Annotated in this window: 15 protein-coding genes and 1 tRNA gene; 4 read left to right on the top strand and 12 right to left on the bottom strand. The window is 62.5% G+C overall.

Going from position 1 to position 19,572, the window contains the following annotated elements:
* Positions 1 to 4: 4 nt before the first annotated feature.
* Positions 5 to 1,609 carry a ShlB/FhaC/HecB family hemolysin secretion/activation protein gene (locus ACFPN2_RS02895; protein ID WP_380594790.1) on the bottom strand — a complete coding sequence of 535 codons (1,605 nt, stop codon included), beginning with the start codon at positions 1,607 to 1,609 and terminating at the stop codon, positions 5 to 7.
* A 224-nt stretch (positions 1,610 to 1,833) separates the two neighbouring features.
* On the opposite strand from ACFPN2_RS02895, the gene ACFPN2_RS02900 reads away from it, so the two are divergent.
* Positions 1,834 to 4,227, top strand: coding sequence for a tetratricopeptide repeat protein (locus ACFPN2_RS02900; RefSeq protein WP_380594792.1), 2,394 nt, complete (start codon positions 1,834 to 1,836; stop codon positions 4,225 to 4,227).
* On the opposite strand, the gene ACFPN2_RS02905 is transcribed toward ACFPN2_RS02900, so the two are convergent.
* The 7 genes from ACFPN2_RS02905 to ACFPN2_RS02935 form a co-directional block, all read right to left on the bottom strand.
* The gene (locus tag ACFPN2_RS02905) at positions 4,222 to 5,280 is read right to left on the bottom strand and encodes a CorA family divalent cation transporter (RefSeq protein WP_380594794.1); all 1,059 of its coding nucleotides are present in this window, start codon (positions 5,278 to 5,280) and stop codon (positions 4,222 to 4,224) included. The genes ACFPN2_RS02900 and ACFPN2_RS02905 overlap by 6 nt on opposite strands.
* A gap of 123 nt (positions 5,281 to 5,403) precedes the next feature.
* Entirely contained in the window at positions 5,404 to 7,218 is a 1,815-nt protein-coding gene (locus ACFPN2_RS02910) for a bifunctional metallophosphatase/5'-nucleotidase (protein WP_380594796.1), read from the bottom strand.
* Between the two features lie 292 nt (positions 7,219 to 7,510).
* Positions 7,511 to 8,929, bottom strand: a complete 1,419-nt coding sequence (locus tag ACFPN2_RS02915; RefSeq protein ID WP_380594798.1) for an FAD-binding oxidoreductase — start codon at positions 8,927 to 8,929, stop codon at positions 7,511 to 7,513.
* Positions 8,930 to 9,021: 92 nt separating this feature from the next.
* Positions 9,022 to 9,690 carry a hypothetical protein gene (locus tag ACFPN2_RS02920; RefSeq protein WP_380594800.1) on the bottom strand — a complete coding sequence of 223 codons (669 nt, stop codon included), beginning with the start codon at positions 9,688 to 9,690 and terminating at the stop codon, positions 9,022 to 9,024.
* 102 nt (positions 9,691 to 9,792) lie between these two features.
* Positions 9,793 to 10,794, bottom strand: a complete 1,002-nt coding sequence (locus ACFPN2_RS02925; protein WP_380594802.1) for a TIGR03557 family F420-dependent LLM class oxidoreductase — start codon at positions 10,792 to 10,794, stop codon at positions 9,793 to 9,795.
* A gap of 62 nt (positions 10,795 to 10,856) precedes the next feature.
* On the bottom strand, positions 10,857 to 11,078 hold the full coding sequence (locus ACFPN2_RS02930; RefSeq protein ID WP_380594804.1) for a hypothetical protein: 222 nt from the start codon (positions 11,076 to 11,078) through the stop codon (positions 10,857 to 10,859).
* Positions 11,079 to 11,213: 135 nt separating this feature from the next.
* Complete coding sequence (locus ACFPN2_RS02935; RefSeq protein ID WP_380594806.1) at positions 11,214 to 13,100, bottom strand: mechanosensitive ion channel domain-containing protein; 1,887 nt, start codon at positions 13,098 to 13,100, stop codon at positions 11,214 to 11,216.
* Between the two features lie 202 nt (positions 13,101 to 13,302).
* Here ACFPN2_RS02935 and ACFPN2_RS02940 point away from each other — a divergent pair, with 202 nt between their 5' ends.
* A complete protein-coding gene (locus tag ACFPN2_RS02940; RefSeq protein ID WP_380594808.1) occupies positions 13,303 to 14,337 on the top strand; it encodes an acyltransferase family protein in 1,035 nt (344 codons plus the stop codon).
* A gap of 183 nt (positions 14,338 to 14,520) precedes the next feature.
* On the top strand, positions 14,521 to 15,282 hold the full coding sequence (locus tag ACFPN2_RS02945; RefSeq protein WP_380594809.1) for an FkbM family methyltransferase: 762 nt from the start codon (positions 14,521 to 14,523) through the stop codon (positions 15,280 to 15,282).
* A 23-nt stretch (positions 15,283 to 15,305) separates the two neighbouring features.
* On the opposite strand, the gene ACFPN2_RS02950 is transcribed toward ACFPN2_RS02945, so the two are convergent.
* Positions 15,306 to 15,381, bottom strand: a tRNA-Ala gene (locus tag ACFPN2_RS02950).
* Between the two features lie 70 nt (positions 15,382 to 15,451).
* On the bottom strand, positions 15,452 to 16,006 hold the full coding sequence (locus ACFPN2_RS02955; RefSeq protein WP_380594811.1) for a SixA phosphatase family protein: 555 nt from the start codon (positions 16,004 to 16,006) through the stop codon (positions 15,452 to 15,454).
* Between the two features lie 174 nt (positions 16,007 to 16,180).
* Here ACFPN2_RS02955 and atzF point away from each other — a divergent pair, with 174 nt between their 5' ends.
* Positions 16,181 to 17,992, top strand: a complete 1,812-nt coding sequence (atzF, locus tag ACFPN2_RS02960) for an allophanate hydrolase (RefSeq protein ID WP_380594813.1) — start codon at positions 16,181 to 16,183, stop codon at positions 17,990 to 17,992.
* Here atzF and ACFPN2_RS02965 read toward each other — a convergent pair.
* Both ACFPN2_RS02965 and ACFPN2_RS02970 read right to left on the bottom strand, forming a co-directional pair.
* Entirely contained in the window at positions 17,975 to 18,628 is a 654-nt protein-coding gene (locus ACFPN2_RS02965; protein ID WP_380594815.1) for a YkgJ family cysteine cluster protein, read from the bottom strand. The genes atzF and ACFPN2_RS02965 overlap by 18 nt on opposite strands.
* A 49-nt stretch (positions 18,629 to 18,677) precedes the next feature.
* Positions 18,678 to 19,571 carry a MurR/RpiR family transcriptional regulator gene (locus ACFPN2_RS02970; RefSeq protein ID WP_380594817.1) on the bottom strand — a complete coding sequence of 298 codons (894 nt, stop codon included), beginning with the start codon at positions 19,569 to 19,571 and terminating at the stop codon, positions 18,678 to 18,680.
* Between the last annotated feature and the right edge of the window lies 1 nt (position 19,572).

Raw genomic sequence — 19,572 nt, forward strand, 5'->3', positions numbered from 1 at the left:
AACCTCAAAACGCGTAGCGCACTCGGAAATGAACGCGCGAATCGCCCTTCTCGACATCGTCCCAATCGCGCAGCGGATAGGCCCAATCGAGCGCGGCTTCCAGGCCGCCGAAGCCAGTCAAGCGCAGGCCGGCGCCGGCGCTATACAAGTTGATGCCGCGGGCCACGAGATTGCCGTCATCGTCGATCTGTGCGAGCTGCGTGACGTGCGCGGCGTCGTAGAAAATAAATGTCGTGAGCTGCCGAACCATATTGCCGAACCAGGCATGCATCGACGGCGAGCGCAGCTCGATGGTGCCGCCGACGCCCCGATCGCCCATCAACGCCGATTCGACATAGCCGCGCACGCCTTCGGAGCCGCCGCTCGCGAATTGCTCGTTGCTGATCAGCGGATCCGGCGTCCACTGCGCCATGGCCTTCACGTACACCGCCGTGCCCGACCACAGCGTTTGCAGATGCGAAGCGTCGCCGCGCAGATAGAAAAAGCTCGCGTTGGCGTCGGTGCGCTTGTAACTGAATTCCGACTGATTGTTGATCACGCCACGCATGCCGAAGTTGGCGTTGAGATTGAACCCGGTGGTGCTGCCGTCGCGGCCGAGCACACCGCTGTAACCGGCGGTCCAGCTCATGTAACGAATCGGCGTGGTGTCGTTCGTGCCGTCCTCCAGCACGATGTCGTCTTTGAAATCCTTGTAGTCGGTGCCCAGCGTGACGTTCTGCGAATAGCCGCCGAGGATCGGCAGACGCGCGATGTAGCGCATGCCATAAATGTTGCCCGTGCCCAGCACGGACAGATCGCCGCCGGTGTTCACGACTGCGAAATCGCTGTTGGTATCGACCGCGTACACCGCGAGCAGATTGCCGTTCGACAGCGGCATGAGATACGTGCCCGCGAGCACGCGCGTTTCATCGAGATCCTCGGGCGAGGTCTGGTATTGCAGCGACAGGCTGTGGAACTTCTGCCACAAATTGTCGTAGCTCAGGTTGACGCTGGCGCGCGTGTGCGTGGTGTTGGCGCTGTAACGATCGTTGACTTCGACGCTGCCGTGAACCGGCAGGCTGTCCTGCACTTTGAGCTCGATATCGACCGTGCCGGGCGAGCGCCCCGCCTTCAGCACCGGCGTGATGGTTCGATCGCGCGATTGCTGATTCACTTCGCCCAGCTGAGCCTGCAACTCCGGCAGACTCACCACCGTGCCGGACTGCAACGACGTGAGCTCGCTGCGAATGGCGCCATTGGCGAAGTAACGAGCGCCGGTGATACGCACGCGATCGAGCCGGCCTTCGGTCACCTTCAGGCGCACGATGCCTTCGCTGACGCTCTGCTCCGGAATATCCACGTAGACCGTGCCGAAGCCCTTGTCCTTATAAAGCTTCTCCAACGCCTGGCGCACCACCTCGACGTCGGCGATGGTCTTGCCTTCGCCCAGGAACGGATACACGACCGTCTCGATATCCGTGGGCCGCAGCACCGTGTTGCCGAGCACGCGGTATTCGGTGACGGCGAACTTGTCTTGAGCACTGTCGGCGCCGCTTTCCTGCGCAAGCAGCTGGGAGCTGCCAAGAACCGATAGCAATAGAAATGTAACGCTGGCGCAACGCAATGACACGATGGGTGACCCTTTCCCCGCGCGGTCCCCTCGCCAACACCCGTTGCGGGCAGGCCAACGTGAGAGCCGTCGCTTTTAAGTCGCGTCTTGATACGTGATGCCGATGACATCCCCGTGACAGCAGGCGAATCGATTCAGCCGACGAATGTATGACACGCGTCAGCACGAATTGCCGCAGCGACTGACATCAATCTGACAGCTTGCATCGCTATCCTGCGCGGCCCATGAAATATTCCGCCGCGATCCGCAACCGTTTCGACCAGGCCGTGAGCTACTTCGGTCAGGCTCAGCTCGAGCGGGCCCGCGCCCTGTGTTTGCAAGTGCTGGATCGCCATCCGGATCATTGCGATGCCTTGCATCTGGTGGGCGTGATCGAGCTTCGCGATGGGCGGGCCGCCGCGGCGGCGGACTGGTTGCAGCGGGCGCTCGACACCGATCCGAATCAGGCGGAGATCCACCTCAACCTCGGCAACGCGCTGCTTGAAGCGGGCCGGCTGCAGGACGCAGCCGATCGTTTCAACGCCGCGTTGTCGCTCCAGCCGGGTCATGTTTCGGCCTGGAACAATCTCGGCCACGCGCTATTGCAGCTCGATCGACATGAAGATGCGCTGAACAGCTTTGAGCGCGCCCTGGCTCTCCAACCGGGACACGTGCGCGCCCTCAACAATAAAGGCACCGCGCTGTTTCGTTTGAAACGGGACACCGAGGCGCTGGCCGCCTTCGAGCGGGCAACGCAGCTGGCTCCCGACTATGCCGAAGCCTGGTGTAACGTCGGCATGTCGCATGTCGCGCTCAAGAACGGCGATGTCGCGCTCACTGCATACAACCGCGCGCTCGAGCTGCGACCGGATCTGGTCGATGGCTTGCTCGGCCGGGCCGACCTGTATATGGAAGCGGACCGACCGGATCTGGCGCTGGTCGATTTTCACCGTGCGCTACAGCTGCACCCCGATCATCCGATCGGATTGAATCACGCGGGCAACGCCTTGCTCGCGCTCGGGCGTACCGGCGAAGCGCTCGCTTGTTATGAATCTTGTCTCAAGGTCATGCCGGACAGCCCGCTGGTGCTCGCCAATCGAGGCAATGCCCTGCTCCGCCTGATGCGCTATGAAGAAGCGCTGCATGACTTCGACCGTGCACTGGCACTGCAGCCCGAGTTCGCCAACGCGCTCAACAGCAAGGCCAGCGTGTTACATGTGCTGGGACGCAAGGACGAAACCCGCGCCTGCCTCGAACAGCTGCATGCGCTGGCGCCCGACTTTGCATACATCCCCGGCGCCTTGTTGAACTTCAGATTGCAACAGTGCGACTGGCGTGACTACGCGTCGCTGCGCGACCGAGTGATCGCCGGACTGGGCGAAGGCCGAATGGTGGACCTGCCGTTTCCTTTCCTGGCGGTGTGCGATTCACCTGAGTTGCAACAGCGCTGCGGCCGTATATACACACGAGACCAGTGTCCAGTCGTGATGGCGCCCCCAGCCGCAGTTCGACGCAATGATCGGCTGCGCATCGCCTATGTTTCCGGGGACCTTCGCGAGCACGCCGTGAGTCATCTGATGGCCGGCGTATTTCGCGAGCACGACCGCTCGCGATTCGAAGTCGTCGCGGTCTCGCTCCAACCGTTCGATGAATCCGCATGCTCGCAAGCGCTACGCGCGAGCTTCGACCGATTCCACGTCGTACCGCATCTTTCGGATCAACAGATCGCGCAGCTCATGCGTGAGCAACAGATCGACGTGGCCATCGACCTGATGGGCCACACGCTACACAGCCGCCCAGGCATCTTCGCGCAGCGGCCGGCACCGGTGCAGATCCAGCATCTGGGTTTGCCCGGCACCATGGGCGCCCCCTTCATGGACTATTTGATCGCCGATGAATTCCTGGTGCCGCCGCCCGAGCGCGTGCACTACGACGAAGCGCTGATTCTGATGCCTCACTGCTTCCAGTCCAACGACGATCAGCGTCGGATCGACACCGCAATGCCCAGCCGTCGCGACGCTGGGCTGCCCGATGACGTTTTCGTGTTCTGCTCGTTCAACAACAGCTACAAGATCAATCCCGAGGGCTTTGCTGCCTGGATGCGCATTCTCGCCCGGGTGCCTGACAGCGTCTTGTGGCTGGTGGCCGATGACGAACCGACGCGCAACCATCTGCGTGCGGCCGCTTCGAAACACGACATCTCTGCCGAGCGACTGATCTTCGCGCCACGCGTGGCTTACGCACAGCACCTGGCACGCATGCAGCTGGCCGACCTCTTTCTCGACACCCTGCCCTTCAATGCCGGCGCGACTGCCAGCGATGCGTTGTGGGCGGGCGTGCCGTTACTCACTTGCCCCGGCCGTTCTTTCGCGGCACGCATGGCGGGAAGCTTGTTACACGCGCTCGACCTGCCGGAGCTGATTGCAAACGATCCGTCGCACTACGAAACGTGGGCGGTGGAACTGGCGCACGAACCACAACGATTGAAACAACTCAGGGACAAGCTCGCGCGGCAGCGGCTCACGCAACCGTTGTTTCAAACGAAGCCGCACACGCGTGCGCTGGAAGCCGCTTATGAGAGCGCCTTCGAACGGGCGACGCGGGGCGAGGCGCCGGCAACCTTCAACGTTTCTTTATAACAACCGTCGCCAGAAGAACGCGGCGAGCGTGACACCGCCGCTGGCGAGGATCAACAACATCACCCACCAGAACGCGTGATCGCCGTGCAAGCCCGGCAGACCGCCGACGTTCATGCCGAAGATGCCGGTGACCAGTGTCATAGGCAGCATCACCGCGGTGACGATGGACAATACATATAAGTTGCGGCCGGTGGCCTCGGCGAGGCGCGATGCCAGCTCTTCTTGCAAGAGCTTCGAGCGCTCGTACAACTCGGAGACCTCTTCGAGCGCGAACGCCAATGTATCGGTCGACGACTGCAACGTTTCGCGATCGGCCTCGGCCAACGCATCGGTCGGCCGATGCAGGAAACGATTCAAGTCCGAGCGCTCCGGAGCGAACTCCCTTCGCAGCCGCGCGCACAAGCGTCGATTGCGACCCAACAGCTCGCGTTGCTGCTCGATGTTACCGGCCAGAATCCGGTCCTCGATGTTGTCGAGCTGATCGGTCATTTCGTTGGCCAGCCGCTTCACTCGGCTGGTGCGGATGTCGAGCAGCTGCGCGGCCAGATCGATGCCCGAGGAAGCGGTGAGATGCGAGCGCATTTGCAGGCGCAGCTCATCGGCGCTTCGCAGCGGATGCAATCGAGCGGTGACCAGCAAATGCTGGCTGGCAAAGCACCACAGCGGCGCGACCTCAGACGGGTCCGACGCGTCGTCATAAGAGAAGTCGCTGACCACCAGCAGCAATCCGTCGTCGACGGTCTCGACCCGGCGGTTGCCATCGTGCTCGCGCCACAACTCCCGCAGCGATTCGGGGAGAAACGTCGCATCGAGCAGCCAGCGACGGGCGCGTGCATCGCTCAAATTGAAATGCAACCAGACCACTGCATCGGAGCCCGCCTGCACCTGGACCAGGGCCGGCGCGATCTCTTCCGATGGGATTTCCTGGGGCGCAGCGTGGGGCCGCAGCCGAAAGCCGCAGATCAAACCCCGGTCCGCTCCCAGGCTCTCGCTGAGCACAGCGGGCATCGGCTTGGGCCGGGCGTCCGTGATTTCCGACGGCGAGTGTGACACTGGCGGGTCATTGATGTGACAGGTGCACCAAGGATACCCCAGCCGTTCGGCCCGTCATCGTTACTTTTTCGTGAGCTGCGGGCGGGAACATCCATGTTCCCTCCACGTCATCCCTGCTCGAAATCAATTGATCCGAACGATCCGGCCTTCGATCGCCGCGCTGAACGGCTGCGGCAGCGACTCCACATACTGGACCAGCGCCGCCAGATCGACCGGGCCGATCACCCGGTTCGTGCCCAGCGGCAGCACCACGAAGCCGTCGCCGCCGGCGGCCATGAAGCTGTTCACCGTCACGCGATAGCTGGCCGCTGGATCGAGCGGCGTGCTGTCGGCCTTGAGAATCTGGGTCACGCGATCGCCGACCGGGCGGGCGTTATCCCAGGTGTAGGTCAGCCCCGAGCTCTTGAGGATTTTCGGGAAGCTCTGCCCCTGCCACTGCTGTTCCAGCAGCGTCTTGATCTGCGCGCCGGTGAGATTCATGGACACGAGGTCGTTGGCGAACGGCTGAATCGTGAACAGCTCGCCCCAGGTCACTTCGCCCGCATTCAAATCGGCGCGAATGCCGCCCGGGTTCATGAAGGCGAATTCGGCATTCGTGGTGACGCGCTGCGCGTCGGCAATCAGATTGCCCAGCGCCGATTCGCCCGCGCTGCTTTCGGTCCGGGTCAACGCAGTCGTCACAGTGCCGACCACGCGATTCACCAGCGGCGCGACGCGCTCATCGGCCTGCGCCACGATTTCAGCCACTTTCACATCCGGCACCAGGCCCGGGCCTTCATCGCCCCAGGTCGTGACGATGGCGGCGGACTTCTCCACCACATCGCCACTCTTGCGACTGATGGTGAGATCGATATCGCCATACGCCGTGCTGGCCGAGAACGCCTGCGTCATCAGGATCTGCTTGCCCGCGGCGTTCGGCACCAACGCATTGGTGAAGCCGTGCGCGTGACCGGAAACGACCACGTCCACTTCGCTGTCCAGACGCTTCACGATGTCCGCGATCGGACCGCCCGGCGGCAACACGTCCGGATCGGTCGGACCGGTGTAGCTGGTCTGACCCGTGCCCTGGTGAATGGTGACGACGATGGTCTTCACGCCCTGACGCTTCAGCTGTTTCACCGAAGCGTTGATGGCGTCGGCTTCATCTATGAACTTCAAACCGGCAACGCCGGTCGGCGTCACGATGGTCGGCGTTTCCTTCAACACCGCGCCGATGAAACCGATGGCGATGCCGTCCACCAGTTTGATGGTGTAAGGGGGCAGCACCGGGCGACCGGTCGATTCATCGATGACGTTGGCGCTGATGTACGGGAACTCCGCACCCTGCCAGCGCTTCTCGAGGAACGGACCGTCTTCGTGAGTGCCGCCGTACACCAGACGCAGCGCCTCGCCGATGCCTTCGTCGAACTCATGATTGCCGAAAGTTCCGACGACGTTGCAACGGGGCTGGGTATAGGCCTGGATCTCATAAGGCAGCTTGCGGAACAAACGCGCCGGCAGGCACTGCTTGTTCGCCAACTCATTCAGCACGCTGATGGCCGGCTCGTCCTGCAGAAGCGCCGAGTTCGGCGGCGACGCGCCGACATGATCGCCGGCATGAACGATGATCGCGCCATCCTTCGCCGCTTCCGACGCCACTCGCAGATAAGAAGCGAGCACCGCCGCGCCACCCGCCGGCCGCGTGCCGACCGCACGAGGCGACAGCTGGCCGTGGAAATCGTTGATACCGAGGAGCTTGATGTTCACGACCGGGTCGTGCTTCCAACGGGAATCGCGCCACGTCAGCCGCTGCGCCGCCTTGTTACGCGCCCCGATCCCTTCCAGCCGCTCCTCGAATTTATCCTGTTCGTTCGAGTGAGACGCTTGATCGTGGGCGTGAGCGGACATCGAAAACGTAGCCGCAACAGCCGCGGCCAGCAACACGGACCGTGAACGCATAGCAACTCCTCTGCAATGACGCGTATGGCCGAGGACTATGCCGGCCGCGTTTTACAGAATCGTCGCGATCACATTGCAGGATTGTGGCGGTGCCCACCGCCCTGTTACTTTTGCATTCTCGACTGCCGCGCCCACCGCCCGGTTACTTTTGCATTCTCTACTGCCGCGGCCGCCGCCGCTTTTACGTCGGCCACGGTCGCCGCTGGATGGCACTCTTAAAGCAGCCCGGGCCGCCGCCAGGCGGCCCATATATATTTCATCTCTTTGGCCCGGCCGCCGAAGGCGGCCAGGGCTAATCGAATATCTTGCCCGGGTTCAAAATATTATTTGGGTCCAGGGTCCGCTTCAGCGCTCGCATGACATCCACCGCCGGCTTGCCATGCTCCGCTTCCAGGAAGCGCTTCTTATGCAGCCCGACCCCGTGCTCGCCCGTGCACGTGCCACCCATCGCAATCGCCCGATGCACCAGCCGCTCATTGAACAGCTCGCACGCCTCCCATTCCTTGGCATTCGTCGGGTCGATCACTAAGGAAACATGGAAGTTGCCATCACCGACATGTCCCAACACCGTCGCCATGAGCCCCGACGCGGAAAGATCCGCTCTCGACTCCGCGATACATTGCGCCAGCTTTGAAATCGGTACGCACGCATCCGTCGAAAACACCCGACATCCCGGCCTCAGCTGCAGCGTCGCGAAATATGCGTTATGCCTCGCACTCCACAACTTCGTGCGCTCCTCCGGCAACTTGGTCCAGCGAAACTCCTCGCCGCCATTCTGTTTCGCAATCTCCTCCGCCACCGCCGCCTGCTCCGCCACCGACGTCTCGCTGCCATGGAATTCCATGAGCAACATGGGGCGCTCGAGCAAGCTGAGCTTGCTATACCGGTTCAGCGCCATCACCGTCATCTCATCCAGCAACTCACATCGCGCAATGGGCAAGCCGTACTGAATGATTTCGCTGGCCGTGCGCACGGCCGCGTCCACATCGGGGAAGTGCCCCACCGCCACACTCGACGCCTCCGGCACCGGCCGCAACTTCACCACTGCCTGCGTCACGACCGCGAGCGTTCCTTCGCTGCCGATCAACAGATGCGTGAGGTCATAACCGGCGGAGGACTTCCGTGCACGCGTACCTGTATGAATGATCTCACCTGCCGCCGTCACTGCGGTGAGCGATAAAACATTCTCACGCATCGTGCCGTAACGAACGGCGTTCGTGCCGCTGGCCCGCGTGGCAATCATGCCGCCGATCGTCGCATCCGCCCCCGGGTCGACGGAAAAGAACACGCCGTCCTGCCGAATATGCTCGTTCAGCTGTTTCCGCGTGACGCCTGCTTCGACGACCGCGACTCCTTCGGCCGCGTTCACTTCGAGAATATTGTTCATGCGGGACAGATCGAGACAGATGCCGCCCTGCACGGCGAGCAAGTGCCCCTCGAGCGATGAGCCTGCGCCGTAGGCGATAACTGGCACGCTGTGTTGATTGGCTAACGCGAGCGTGAAGGCCACGTCTTCAGTGGACAACGCGAAGATGACCGCGTCCGGCGGAGTGATGTCGTAGGCGGACTCGTCACGACCATGATGTTCACGGACCGAATCGGAGGTGACATAGCGATCGCCAAACCGCTGCCTCAACGCCGCCGCCACCGCCGGCCCCATCGGCCGCTTCGCGCCCGCTACGATTGCTCCAGCCACGCTGTTCGATGCCATCGAACTCTCCACCGCTGCTCTGCCGGGATCATACCGCAGAGACAGAATAGCCCCACTCGGGCCCCGATCTCGACACATGCCTCGAGCGGTTGTCATTGCCTGGGCATGGCGTCCGAGGTGCGAGGGCGCCCTTGCGCCGGCGGATTCGGATCCGGCACCGAACTACGATCCCGGTCGGGCGCATCCATGCCGTCGAACAGGTTGCCATTCGCGGCAGGCTTGCCGAAGCCGCAGCCGAAGAAGCCCAGGCCGATGACGCAGTGATCGCCCACGCTGATGTACGGCAAGCCCCCGGAGAAACCCGCCTTGGGCGGCGCCCACCTGAACTCCGGTGCAGGCTTGCAATTGGGTAGCGCGGGGTCGTCGAGCCCCGTGGAATCGCACCGGCTCCGATCGTGGCTTGGCGCCTTGGCAACCGCATCTGCGGCTGAGCGTCGGGCTTCTTCGCTCCAATCGATGGAGAGCGCCGCCCCCGGGCCGGCAGCAGCCGAGCCACTTGGCGGTATCGCTGTGATCGACGCGGGAGCCGCGACCTCAATGTTTGTTTTGATCTCGGGCTCGCCAGGTTGACGCGGCTCGCGCCGGGCCCTGCGCTCGACCGCAGGTGCCCGAAGAAAGAACAACTGCGCCGTTCTCTCGCCGCCCGCAGGTTCGCCGCGTTCCCTCCGCTCAACATCCAGCGGCAGCAGAAGCAGCAGCACATGCGCACCGGTGACGAATAGAAAGACACCGAACCGTCTCAGTCTTTGATCGCGCGCCATTGTTCCCTGCAGAGTGGTCGCGTTGGAAGGCCAGGCAGCTTGGACCGCACCCGAGCCGAGTCAACCGTTGCAGGACTTGCTTGATTGTGTGGTGGCGCGTCGCTACTTCTTTTTCTTCTTTGCCGACTGACCTTTCTGCGTCAACCCGCGCAACTCCGGCGCCAACGTCTTCTCAAAGAACCGGATGAACCCCGCCTGATCCGGCCCCGCCCCCAGCAACACCACCCGATCGAATCCCGCATCGATCGCCTTCTTGATGTGCTCGATATAGGGCGCCGGGTCCGGCCCATGTGGAATGCTGTCTTTCAAATCCTCGGGCTTGATGTACTTGGTCGCCCCCTCGAATCCTTTCACCCCCGGCAACTCCGCCAGCACCTCCCACCCCAACGCACCGAACTTGGAATACTCATGCGCGATCTTCAATCCCTCCTTCTCGCTGCTCGCATAAGCAAACGACAGCTCGATATACCTCGAGCCCTCGCCGCCCGCCGCTTTCCAATCCTTGATCAAGCTCGGCTCCGGCTCGACCGCCATGATGCCGACACCGAGTTCGCCCGCCAGCGTCGCCGATTTCTTGCCGCTGATGCCAATCACAATCGGCACCGGCTCCTCGGGCAGGTCGTAGATCCGCGCACTCTCGACTTCGTAATATTCGCCGCTATGTGAGTAGAGCTCGCCCTCCCACAACCTTCGCATGATCTCCACCGCCTCACGCAACATCTCATGACGCTGATGCACCGGCGGCCATCCATAACCCACGATGTGCTCATTCAATCGTTCACCCGCCCCGAGCGCGAGCGTGAAGCGCCCTTCACTCATCACACCAATCGTCGCCGCCGCCTGCGCGATGATCGTCGGGTGATAACGAATGATGGGACAAGTGAGCCCGGTGGCGATGCCGACGCGCTCGGTAGTCTCCGCAATCGCACCGAGCACACTCCACGCAAACGGCGAATGACCGTGCGATTCCAGCCAGGGCAGGTAGTGATCCGACAGACCGACGAAGTCGAAGCCCGCCTCCTCTGCCAGCTTCGCATTGCGAACCAGCTCGCGCGGTCCGGTAGTTTCCGACATCAGCTTGTAGCCGAATTGCACACCCGCCATGACACCGCTCCTGCTACCGGATCGGCCGTAACGCGCCTGGCGGAGCAAATGATCCGCAACGATCAGAACGAGGCGCGCACCGTCAGCATGTAATTGCGAGGTTCTCCGTACCAGTTACCGAACTGGACGTCATTGACTGTCTGATAGTAAGTGCGGTCGGTCAGGTTGTTGAGGTTGAGCGCGGCATTCCAGTGTCGATCGATCTGGTAAGCGACGCGCCCCGACCACTTGAGGCCGACTTCGATGTTGCTGCCTGTCAGCGGCTCGATGCGGATGATCGCCATCCTCCACCGGCTTCCGGACCAGATATTTTCCCTGCGACTGTTTCTGGCGCAGATGGTCGAGCGCGAGGTTGCCCGCAACGGCGTAGACAAAACCACCGCGCCGGCGAAGTCGTCAGGCCACATTTCTTGTGTGGCTCAAGCAGCCGGAGACGCCGAGGGTTCCGACGAAATCACATTCAACACTTCGCGCGAGACGCGCTCGTCGATCTCGGCGGCGTGCAGCAGCTCGACTGGATAACGCACGATGGCATCGACACCTTCGGCCGAGAATCGCAGCTGAACCTGCGGCTGAGCATCGGTACTGCCGTGCACCTGCGCGGTGCGCTGGATTTCCTGCGTCTGGCGCAGGATGTCGTCGCGATAATCTTTCAACCCGCTGCTGACCGCTTCGATGAGCTTGGTCTTCAACGCCGCGGCGTCGGCGCCGCTCGGCAACCGAACTGTGATCTCGTGCCACGCCAGGTTGATGCCAGGGATTTGTTTGAACAGGCCGCCCGAGGCCTGGAAGATGATGGAGTTGGCAAAAGCCACGACCCGTCCGGTCGGGCTCATCGCGCCGTCCTGACCGCTCAGCTCCATCAGATGCAAACGGACCAGGCCGAGATCGATCACTTCGCCCGTGACGCTGCCGACCTGCACGCGATCGCCGACACGAATGCCGTACTTGCCGATCAAGAAGAAATAACCAACCACCGAGACCAGCACACTTTGCATGGCCACTGCGAGACCGGCGGTGATCAGACCAGCAAACGTCGCGAGCGATCCCAACTCAGTGGCGAACGTCGCGGCCGCAATCGCGACGACCAGCGACCACAGCAGAATCTTCCTGAGCAGCAACAATCGCGAGCGACGCCGAATGTCCTGCACGTAACGGAACACCGCGCGCCGATACAGCTCAGCCGCCGTGAACACCAGCGCCAGCAAGCCTGCAAAGATCGCGAGTCGAATGCCGAGCGCACGCCATGCGTCTCGATACTGACGCTGCGTGGCATCCCGCCAGTTGTTGAGATTGTTTCGATACTGAGTGAGCAGCACTTCGGCTTTGCTCAGCGGCGTGACGATCGAGGATGTTTGTTGGAACAGCCACGCGATGGTGTCGTACTGATCGCGCACGTACTTCAGCTTGGAGCTGTCTTGCTCTGCTTCTGCCGCTAACTCGTCGCCGCGCGCCGTCAACGCCTTGAGCTGTTCCAACGGCTTCTCGCGAATCTCCGTAAAGACGCCCTGCAACTCCTCGGTGCGACGATCGATCGTCTCAATCGTCCGCGCCTTGGCCGACAAGCGCAGCACCGTCGCCGTCAAATCCCAAATGCCGAACTGACTGAGCGACGTGCTCACTGCCGACGTGACCGACGTTGCACCGGCCGCAGGGGCGGTCGTGGTCGTCGTCGTCACAGGCCCAATGCTGGCGGGAATCGACGCCGCGATGGCATCGATGTGCGCCTTGAGCGCATTGGCGCCGGTGTTCTCGCTCACGTACTGCGTCATGTTCGAGAACAGATTGCGTCGCGCGTTGACCAGCTCCAGCTCGCCCTGCAAGACCGACAACTTGGTCTGCAACTCGCCCTTGTTCGAGGCCGCCGCGACCTGCCGACGTACCGCTTCGATCTCTTCCTGCAACTCGGTGCGATGCTGCTCGAGCTTCTGCTTGAGGCGCGTCAGCGACTGCGCTTCGGGCGTGCTGGCTTCCTGCTGCTCCTGCTTGGCGCCGGCCTCGCTGCTGATCAGTTCGGCATTGGCCCGCGCGATTTCGAATGCCAGCGCCATGACCTTGTCCGCGGTCTGGCGATTGGCATAGAGAATCAGCAGATCGCTGGGCTGAGTCGCGGCCTGTTGCTGGGTGCCGAGCGTGCGATACCAGTCGACGGTCTCGTCCAGGATCTGCACCACCTGCTCGCCCGTCATCACGGCGCGCTGGGCGACGGGATCGACCGCGGCCTTCGCGGGTGCCTGTTCGGCCGCCTGGGCAGCCACGCCGAAGGGCAGCGTCAGCGCGGCCAGCAACGCAATTTTTGCGAGCATGAACGGTCTCTTGCGTCCGAGAATCGGGACGCCGCGAGACTATAGAGGACCGGCCCGTCCGCCAAGAGGGTCGCGTATCGACGACGTCCGGCTCGCGACCGCCGAATGTTCCATATTCTTGTGAACTGCCGCCTCCTAATCCCCGGGGTCGTGAGCTACACTGCCAAAACGTGAAGAAAAAGGCCGAGGACGGGGACGAGGCATGCATGACGCCGAGCCGAATCTAGACATTCTGCGAGCGTTGGCTGTGTTGATGGTTCTGGCGGATCACGTCACCGAAATGCTGGCGTTACAAAACGCCGCGCTGTCGATTCATCCATACAATTTGATTCTTGGCCGCCTGGGCGTGCTGCTGTTCTTCGTGCACACGGCGCTGGTGCTCAACCATTCCATGGCGCGAGCCAAGCTGACGGACTGGAACGACGTCCGCACGTTCTATATTCGCCGCGCGTTTCGCATCTATCCTCTGGCCATTGCCACCGTCGTGCTGGTGGTCGCGCTCAACATACCGACCATGCCCTGGCGCGAGTACAACGCCAGCCTCACGTCGATCGTCACAAGCCTGACGCTGACCAGTAACCTGCTGTACGCCGAGCCGGTCCTGCAACCGATGTGGTCGTTGCCCATCGAGGTACAGATGTATCTCGCCCTGCCGATCATTTATTTGATCGTGCGCAAGCGGCCGTCCTGGGTGCTGGCGCTGTGGCTGTTGTCCCTGCCGGTTGCGTGGCTACAGCCCACCTATCTCGGCCGGTTCAGCGTGTTCGCCTTCGTGCCCTGTTTCCTCGGCGGCATCCTGGCCTTCACGCTAGCGGATCGGGCGAAGTTCAAGCTGCCCGGCTGGCTGTGGTTGCCGACCCTGCTGCTGATCAGCGCGGCTTACCTGTTCCTCCAGCGTCAAAGCATCCACTTTCCCCCAACCCAATGGCTGACCTGTCTGCTGGTGGGCGCCCTCATTCCGTCCTTCGCGAATTCCACCGCGGCCGCGCTCAACGCCGCCGGCGCCTTCATCGCGAAGTATTCGTACGGCATCTATCTGTTTCATGTGATCGCGATCTGGTTCGGCTGCGTCGTGCTGGCCGACGCGCCCCATTGGCTGCAATGGACGGTGGCCGCGGCCACGCTCTGTGTGCTGTCGGGGCTGGGCTATCACTGGATCGAATATCCAGCAATCAAGCTCGGAGCTCGCCTGGCGACCCGGCGGACGGCGGCCCTGCCGGCCGGCGCCGTCCCATAAATCCCGAAAAAAGTCCACGTCAGTATGTAAAAACCGAGACGAATGTCTGGAATCGGCGACAGCCTGGGACTACTCTCGTCATGGAAAGAATTACAGCCACGGCGGGAGATTCCAGGGATGAGAGGCTTACTGACGAAGGCCATCTTCGAGGCATGGCCATTCGATATCGCACACGTCGCGCTCATGGACACACTCAAGCCCGGCGCTCTGCCGCCAGGCGATCGATCCACCACCCTCCGGCGGTACGGCCTGCGAATCCAGTACGACCCCAACTCGTATATCGGCACCTACCTGCACTACCGGCGACTGTTCGAGCCCTCGATTCTCAAGGCTATTGAAGCGAACCTCCGCCCCGGCGCCACCTTCATCGACATCGGAGCCAACATCGGCCAGCACACCCTCGTCGCATCGAAGCTGGTCGGGCCGACCGGTCGCGTGATCTCGTTCGAGCCGGGCGCCAACACGCGGGCCCGTCTCCTGCGGAACATCGAAATCAACGGCCTGACCAATGTCGACGTGCGCCCGTATGGCCTGTCGCGCGAGGCCGGATCCCACACCCTCTACAACATCAACACCAACAATGACGGCCAGGCCACCCTGGCGAAACCGCCGGGCGATTGCCCCTCCGAAACAGTGGAGCTGCGCACGCTGGACGAGCAGGTGCCGGATCTGGGAACGGGCTGCGTGGTGAAGATCGACGTGGAAGGCGCGGAAACCGAAGTGCTCCGGGGCGGCCAACGCTTCCTGCGCAACTGCAGCCCGAGGATGTTGATCGAATGCATCGACGGCCACCTGCGGAGACTCGGTTCATCGAGCGCTGAACTGTTCCAGCTGCTACAGGATCACGGTTACAAGCTGTTCGCGCTTCAGCGCGTCGGGCTGTCCAAGGCCTGGCGGCCGGTCTCGCAGCCGGTCGACTGCGATCTGATGGCGATGCCGGGATAGATTGCTTGGGATGGGGGGGAAGTTGGTGGACCCGAGGAGGATCGAACTCCTGACCTCCTCATTGCGAACGAGGCGCTCTCCCAGCTGAGCTACGGGCCCACCGAAGGGCGCGAATTGTAGCACCGGGCCTGCCGCTGGCAAGCGCACCGGAGCCACTTTCATCGAAAGCCTAATAATTGAGCCGTACCACCTTGGTCTTCGACACCTGCGGCACGAACACCACGAACATGGTGCTGTAGTCGTCCTCGCTCATCGTCACCGTTTCCCCGCTCAATGCATGCACCAGCTGCGGGATGTTGTTGGTGTTGCCGGCGACCAGCACATATTCGCCGCGATGCTCGCGCGTGATGCGCTTGGCCAGATCGGTCCAGGTCGCCGACGGCACCACATTCACCGGTAGCGCCAGCGTTTCGGACAGCGGCGTGACTGTCTGATGAGCACGACGAAACTCGGACGCGAAGATCGCATCGAGACCGCGCACCGGGCGCGCCTTGGAAAGCATGGTCGCCAGATGGGCCGCGCGCTCGCGGCCCTGGACACTCAACGGCGGGTCCGGATCGTTACCCGTTTCCACCTCGGCATGACGAACGACGAACACGACCGTGGTCGCGCGGGCATCGAACAGCCAGGCCGCGGCCGCCACCAAAGCGATGAACAACAGTACCGGGAGCACCAGCGGGAAAAAGAACGGCCGCCGGCGCATCTTGTCGAGATCTCGTTGCATGGGGCCGGATGATAACACTCAAGCCGAACAGCCCCGGGCCTGCGGTCACAAGCGGTGCAAATGATCGCGCCGCGGACCCGTTGTAGTGCAAGAACGCGGCAATCGGCGCCCCAAAACGGCGGCACCAGGATTGCATTCCGCCCGGAGCTTTGCCGCGAAACAGGGAAAAAAGTCATGCCCATCTCTTCACCCGCCCGAATCGGCTGGACATTGGCCGACTGGCGCACCGCCTATCGCAGCGGCCGGCTGAAGCTGAACGATGTTTACGACACCTTGCCATCCGACGAGCCGGACACAGCCTGGATCGCCCGGATCGATGAACCCCGGCTGCGCACTCAGCTGCAGCAACTGGAACAGCAGTTGGTTGCGGTCGGCAGCGATATCTCACGTTTGCCGTTGTATGGGATTCCGTTCGCCGCCAAGGACAACATCGATGCCGCGGGCTGGCCGACGACGGCCGCGTGCCCCGCATTCGGTTACACCGCTCATGAAGACGCGACGACCGTACGACGCTTGCGCGAAGCCGGCGCAATTCTGATCGGCAAAACCAATCTGGATCAGTTCGCCACGGGATTGGTGGGCACACGCTCACCGTACGGCGCAGTGACCAATGCATTTCGCAGCGAATACATCAGCGGCGGCTCGAGCGCAGGCTCGGCCAGCGTGGTCGCGCGTGGACTCGTGCCCTTCTCGCTCGGCACGGACACCGCAGGCTCGGGACGCGTTCCCGCCGCATTCAATAACATCGTCGGCCTGAAACCCACGCGCGGCTGGTTGAGTACGAGCGGTGTCGTACCAGCCTGTCGCACGCTCGACTGCGTGTCCGTGTTTGCACTGACCGTCGAGGATGCTGAGGAAATAGCCACCATAGCCGGCGGCTACGATGCGAGCGATCCGTACTCGCGAACGTTTCCTACGACGTCGTCCAAGCGCGTGCCGTTGCGACTGGCAGTGCCGGACTCGCTGGAATTCTTTGGCGATACGCAAGCCCTGCATGCCTTCGATCGGGCTGTGCAAGCCTGGCGGTCGCTGGACGCCGAGATCGTTCCTATCGATTTCTCGTCTTTCAAACAGCTGGCGGCGCTCTTGTACGAAGGCCCTTGGGTCGCGGAACGATACGCTGTCGCCGAGTCTTTGTTGAAAAGCGATCCCGACGCGCTACAACCAGTTCTGCGCTCCATTCTGGCGATGGCAACGAACTTCAACGCGGTCGATACATTCCGATATGAATATCGACGCGCGGCGCTCGCCCGTCGTATCAACGAAGCACTCGATGGATTCACTGCGCTGCTCGTCCCCACGACGCCGAGCATCTATACCATTGCGGAAGTGATGTCAGACCCGGTGCGCCTCAATTCGCGCCTCGGCACCTATACAAACTTCACCAACCTCGCCGATCTCTCGGCACTCGCCCTGCCCGCGCCCTTCCGCGCAGATGGGCTGCCTGCGGGCATCACGCTGATCTCTCAGGCCTGGCAGGACCGAGCTTTGGCCGAACTCGGCAAGCGCTGGCAGCAGCATTTATCTTTGCCGCTCGGCGCCACGGATCGCGCGTTGACAGCGATTGCGAAAGAAACAAAACCGGCGATGCCGGCGACAACCGTGCGACTCGCCGTCGTCGGCGCGCATCTGACTGGTATGCCGCTCAATCATCAGCTCACGTCGCGAGAGGCGGTGTTCGTCGAGCGCTGTCGAACCGCGTCGACCTATCAGTTGTACGCGCTTGCGAACACGTCGCCGCCCAAGCCAGGCTTGGTGAAAGCAATGACAACCGGCGCGCCCATCGAAGTGGAGCTGTGGGATGTGCCCGTCGAACGCTTTGGATCGTTCGTCGCGGAGATTCCGGCCCCGCTCGGCATCGGCTCGCTGGAGCTGGAAGACGGACGCGTCGTGAAAGGCTTCATCTGCGAGCCCATCGGATTGCAGGGCGCGCGTGACATTACTTCTTTCGGCGGCTGGCGCGCCTATCTAGCCAGCTTGAAGTGAATCGAAAGCGCGCACGGCGTCGATGATGGCGCGTGCGACGTCGGCGTCGCTCTTGTCGCTGATCTCAGCGTCGAGAAACACTTCATACGATTTGATCGCGAACACCGCGATGCCCATCGGCCCGGCCGGCACCCGGACGGTGAAGCTGTCACGCCGATCGCGAATGAACGTCGCGGCCGCGCGAACTGCCGCGTGCTCCAGTTCATCGCTGCGCTCAGGATATGAGAAGCGCCACTCGTGCACGCGCTTGTTGATAACGTCTTTGCCCTCGCCCGCATCGATGCCGGCGGCCGCGAAGATGCGGCAGTCGTAGTCGAGACAGGTCTGCGGGCGGACGGAGTAGATCGAGCACTTGCCCTCATCGAGCATGGGACACACCCCATTCGACAAGGGCCGCACCGTGAGATGCCCCTTCGTGAACCCGGGCGCACTCACGATGAAGGTCGCCGGAATGCGCGCCGCGGCTTTGTGATCCTCGGGCCGCAGCTGCACTGAATAGCCCGACACGCAGCAGCCAACGCAATCCCCGCAAGGCACGTCCATGCCTTCGTTGCCCAGCAAAGAGCGACGCATGGCTCGCAACCAGGCGCTGAACGGTCCGGCGGCGACGCTGGATTGGGCGGGGAACTGGGTCATGAGGGGCCGCTAGATAGCATCGACCCGCCACTCTCGCAAGCCTGACAGGCTAGCGCGGACTCTTGCGCGTCTTGCCCGGACTGACGAAACCGGTGAAGTGCTCGTACAGCTCGGAGATCTGTTCCAGATGTTTCTCGACCGTCTTGCCCGAGCGGGCGACGACGCTGGCGACCAGCAGGTTGATGAAGCAGTTCATGGCCACCGACGAGCTCCAGAACTGGCCGCTTTCCGACGGCAGCGCGAACAGGTGCTGCGTGTAAAGCCGACCCCAATCGCAGTACTTGTCGGTGATGAGAATCAGCGGAATCGACTGGCTCGCCGCTCGCTCGGCGAGCAGCAACGACTGGCGTGAATAGCGCCGCATGTCGAGCAGGATGAGACAACGCGACTTCGGCTGACTGGCGAACACGTCGCCGTAGTTACCGGCCGCCATGTCGACCAGCTGCACGCCTTCTCTCACATACTGCAACAGGTTCGCGAGCAGCAGTGCCAGACCGCGCTCGGTTTGAAAGCCGGCGATCTGCACCTGCTCCGATTTCACGATCAGATTGGTCGCAGCCTTCCAGGCCGGCGTGTCGACCATGCCGTACACCTCGACCAGCGCCGCCATCTCCATCTCGAGACTGCGACGTAACTGATCCTGGTCGCCGAAGCGATCCATGTACTGCGCCAGCTGATCGCCGACCAGCCACGGCGCGCTGGCCGTGCCGCCCTTGCGCATTTCCTCCTTGAGGTCGCGAAAGTGCTTGTAACCCAGCAATCGACAGAAGCGACCGACCGTCACCGCGCTCACACCCAGCTTCTTGGCCAGCGAGTCCGCCGTTTCGAACGGCAGCTCGTTACGATTGCTGAGCATGTGATTGGCGATCTGCCGCTCGGCCGGCGTGAATTGCTCCAGCCGGGCTTCGAGCTTCGCGAACAGATCCTGTTTGGGTGCGGCCATG

The organism is Steroidobacter flavus (assembly GCF_042651805.1).
Taxonomy (GTDB): domain Bacteria; phylum Pseudomonadota; class Gammaproteobacteria; order Steroidobacterales; family Steroidobacteraceae; genus Steroidobacter; species Steroidobacter flavus.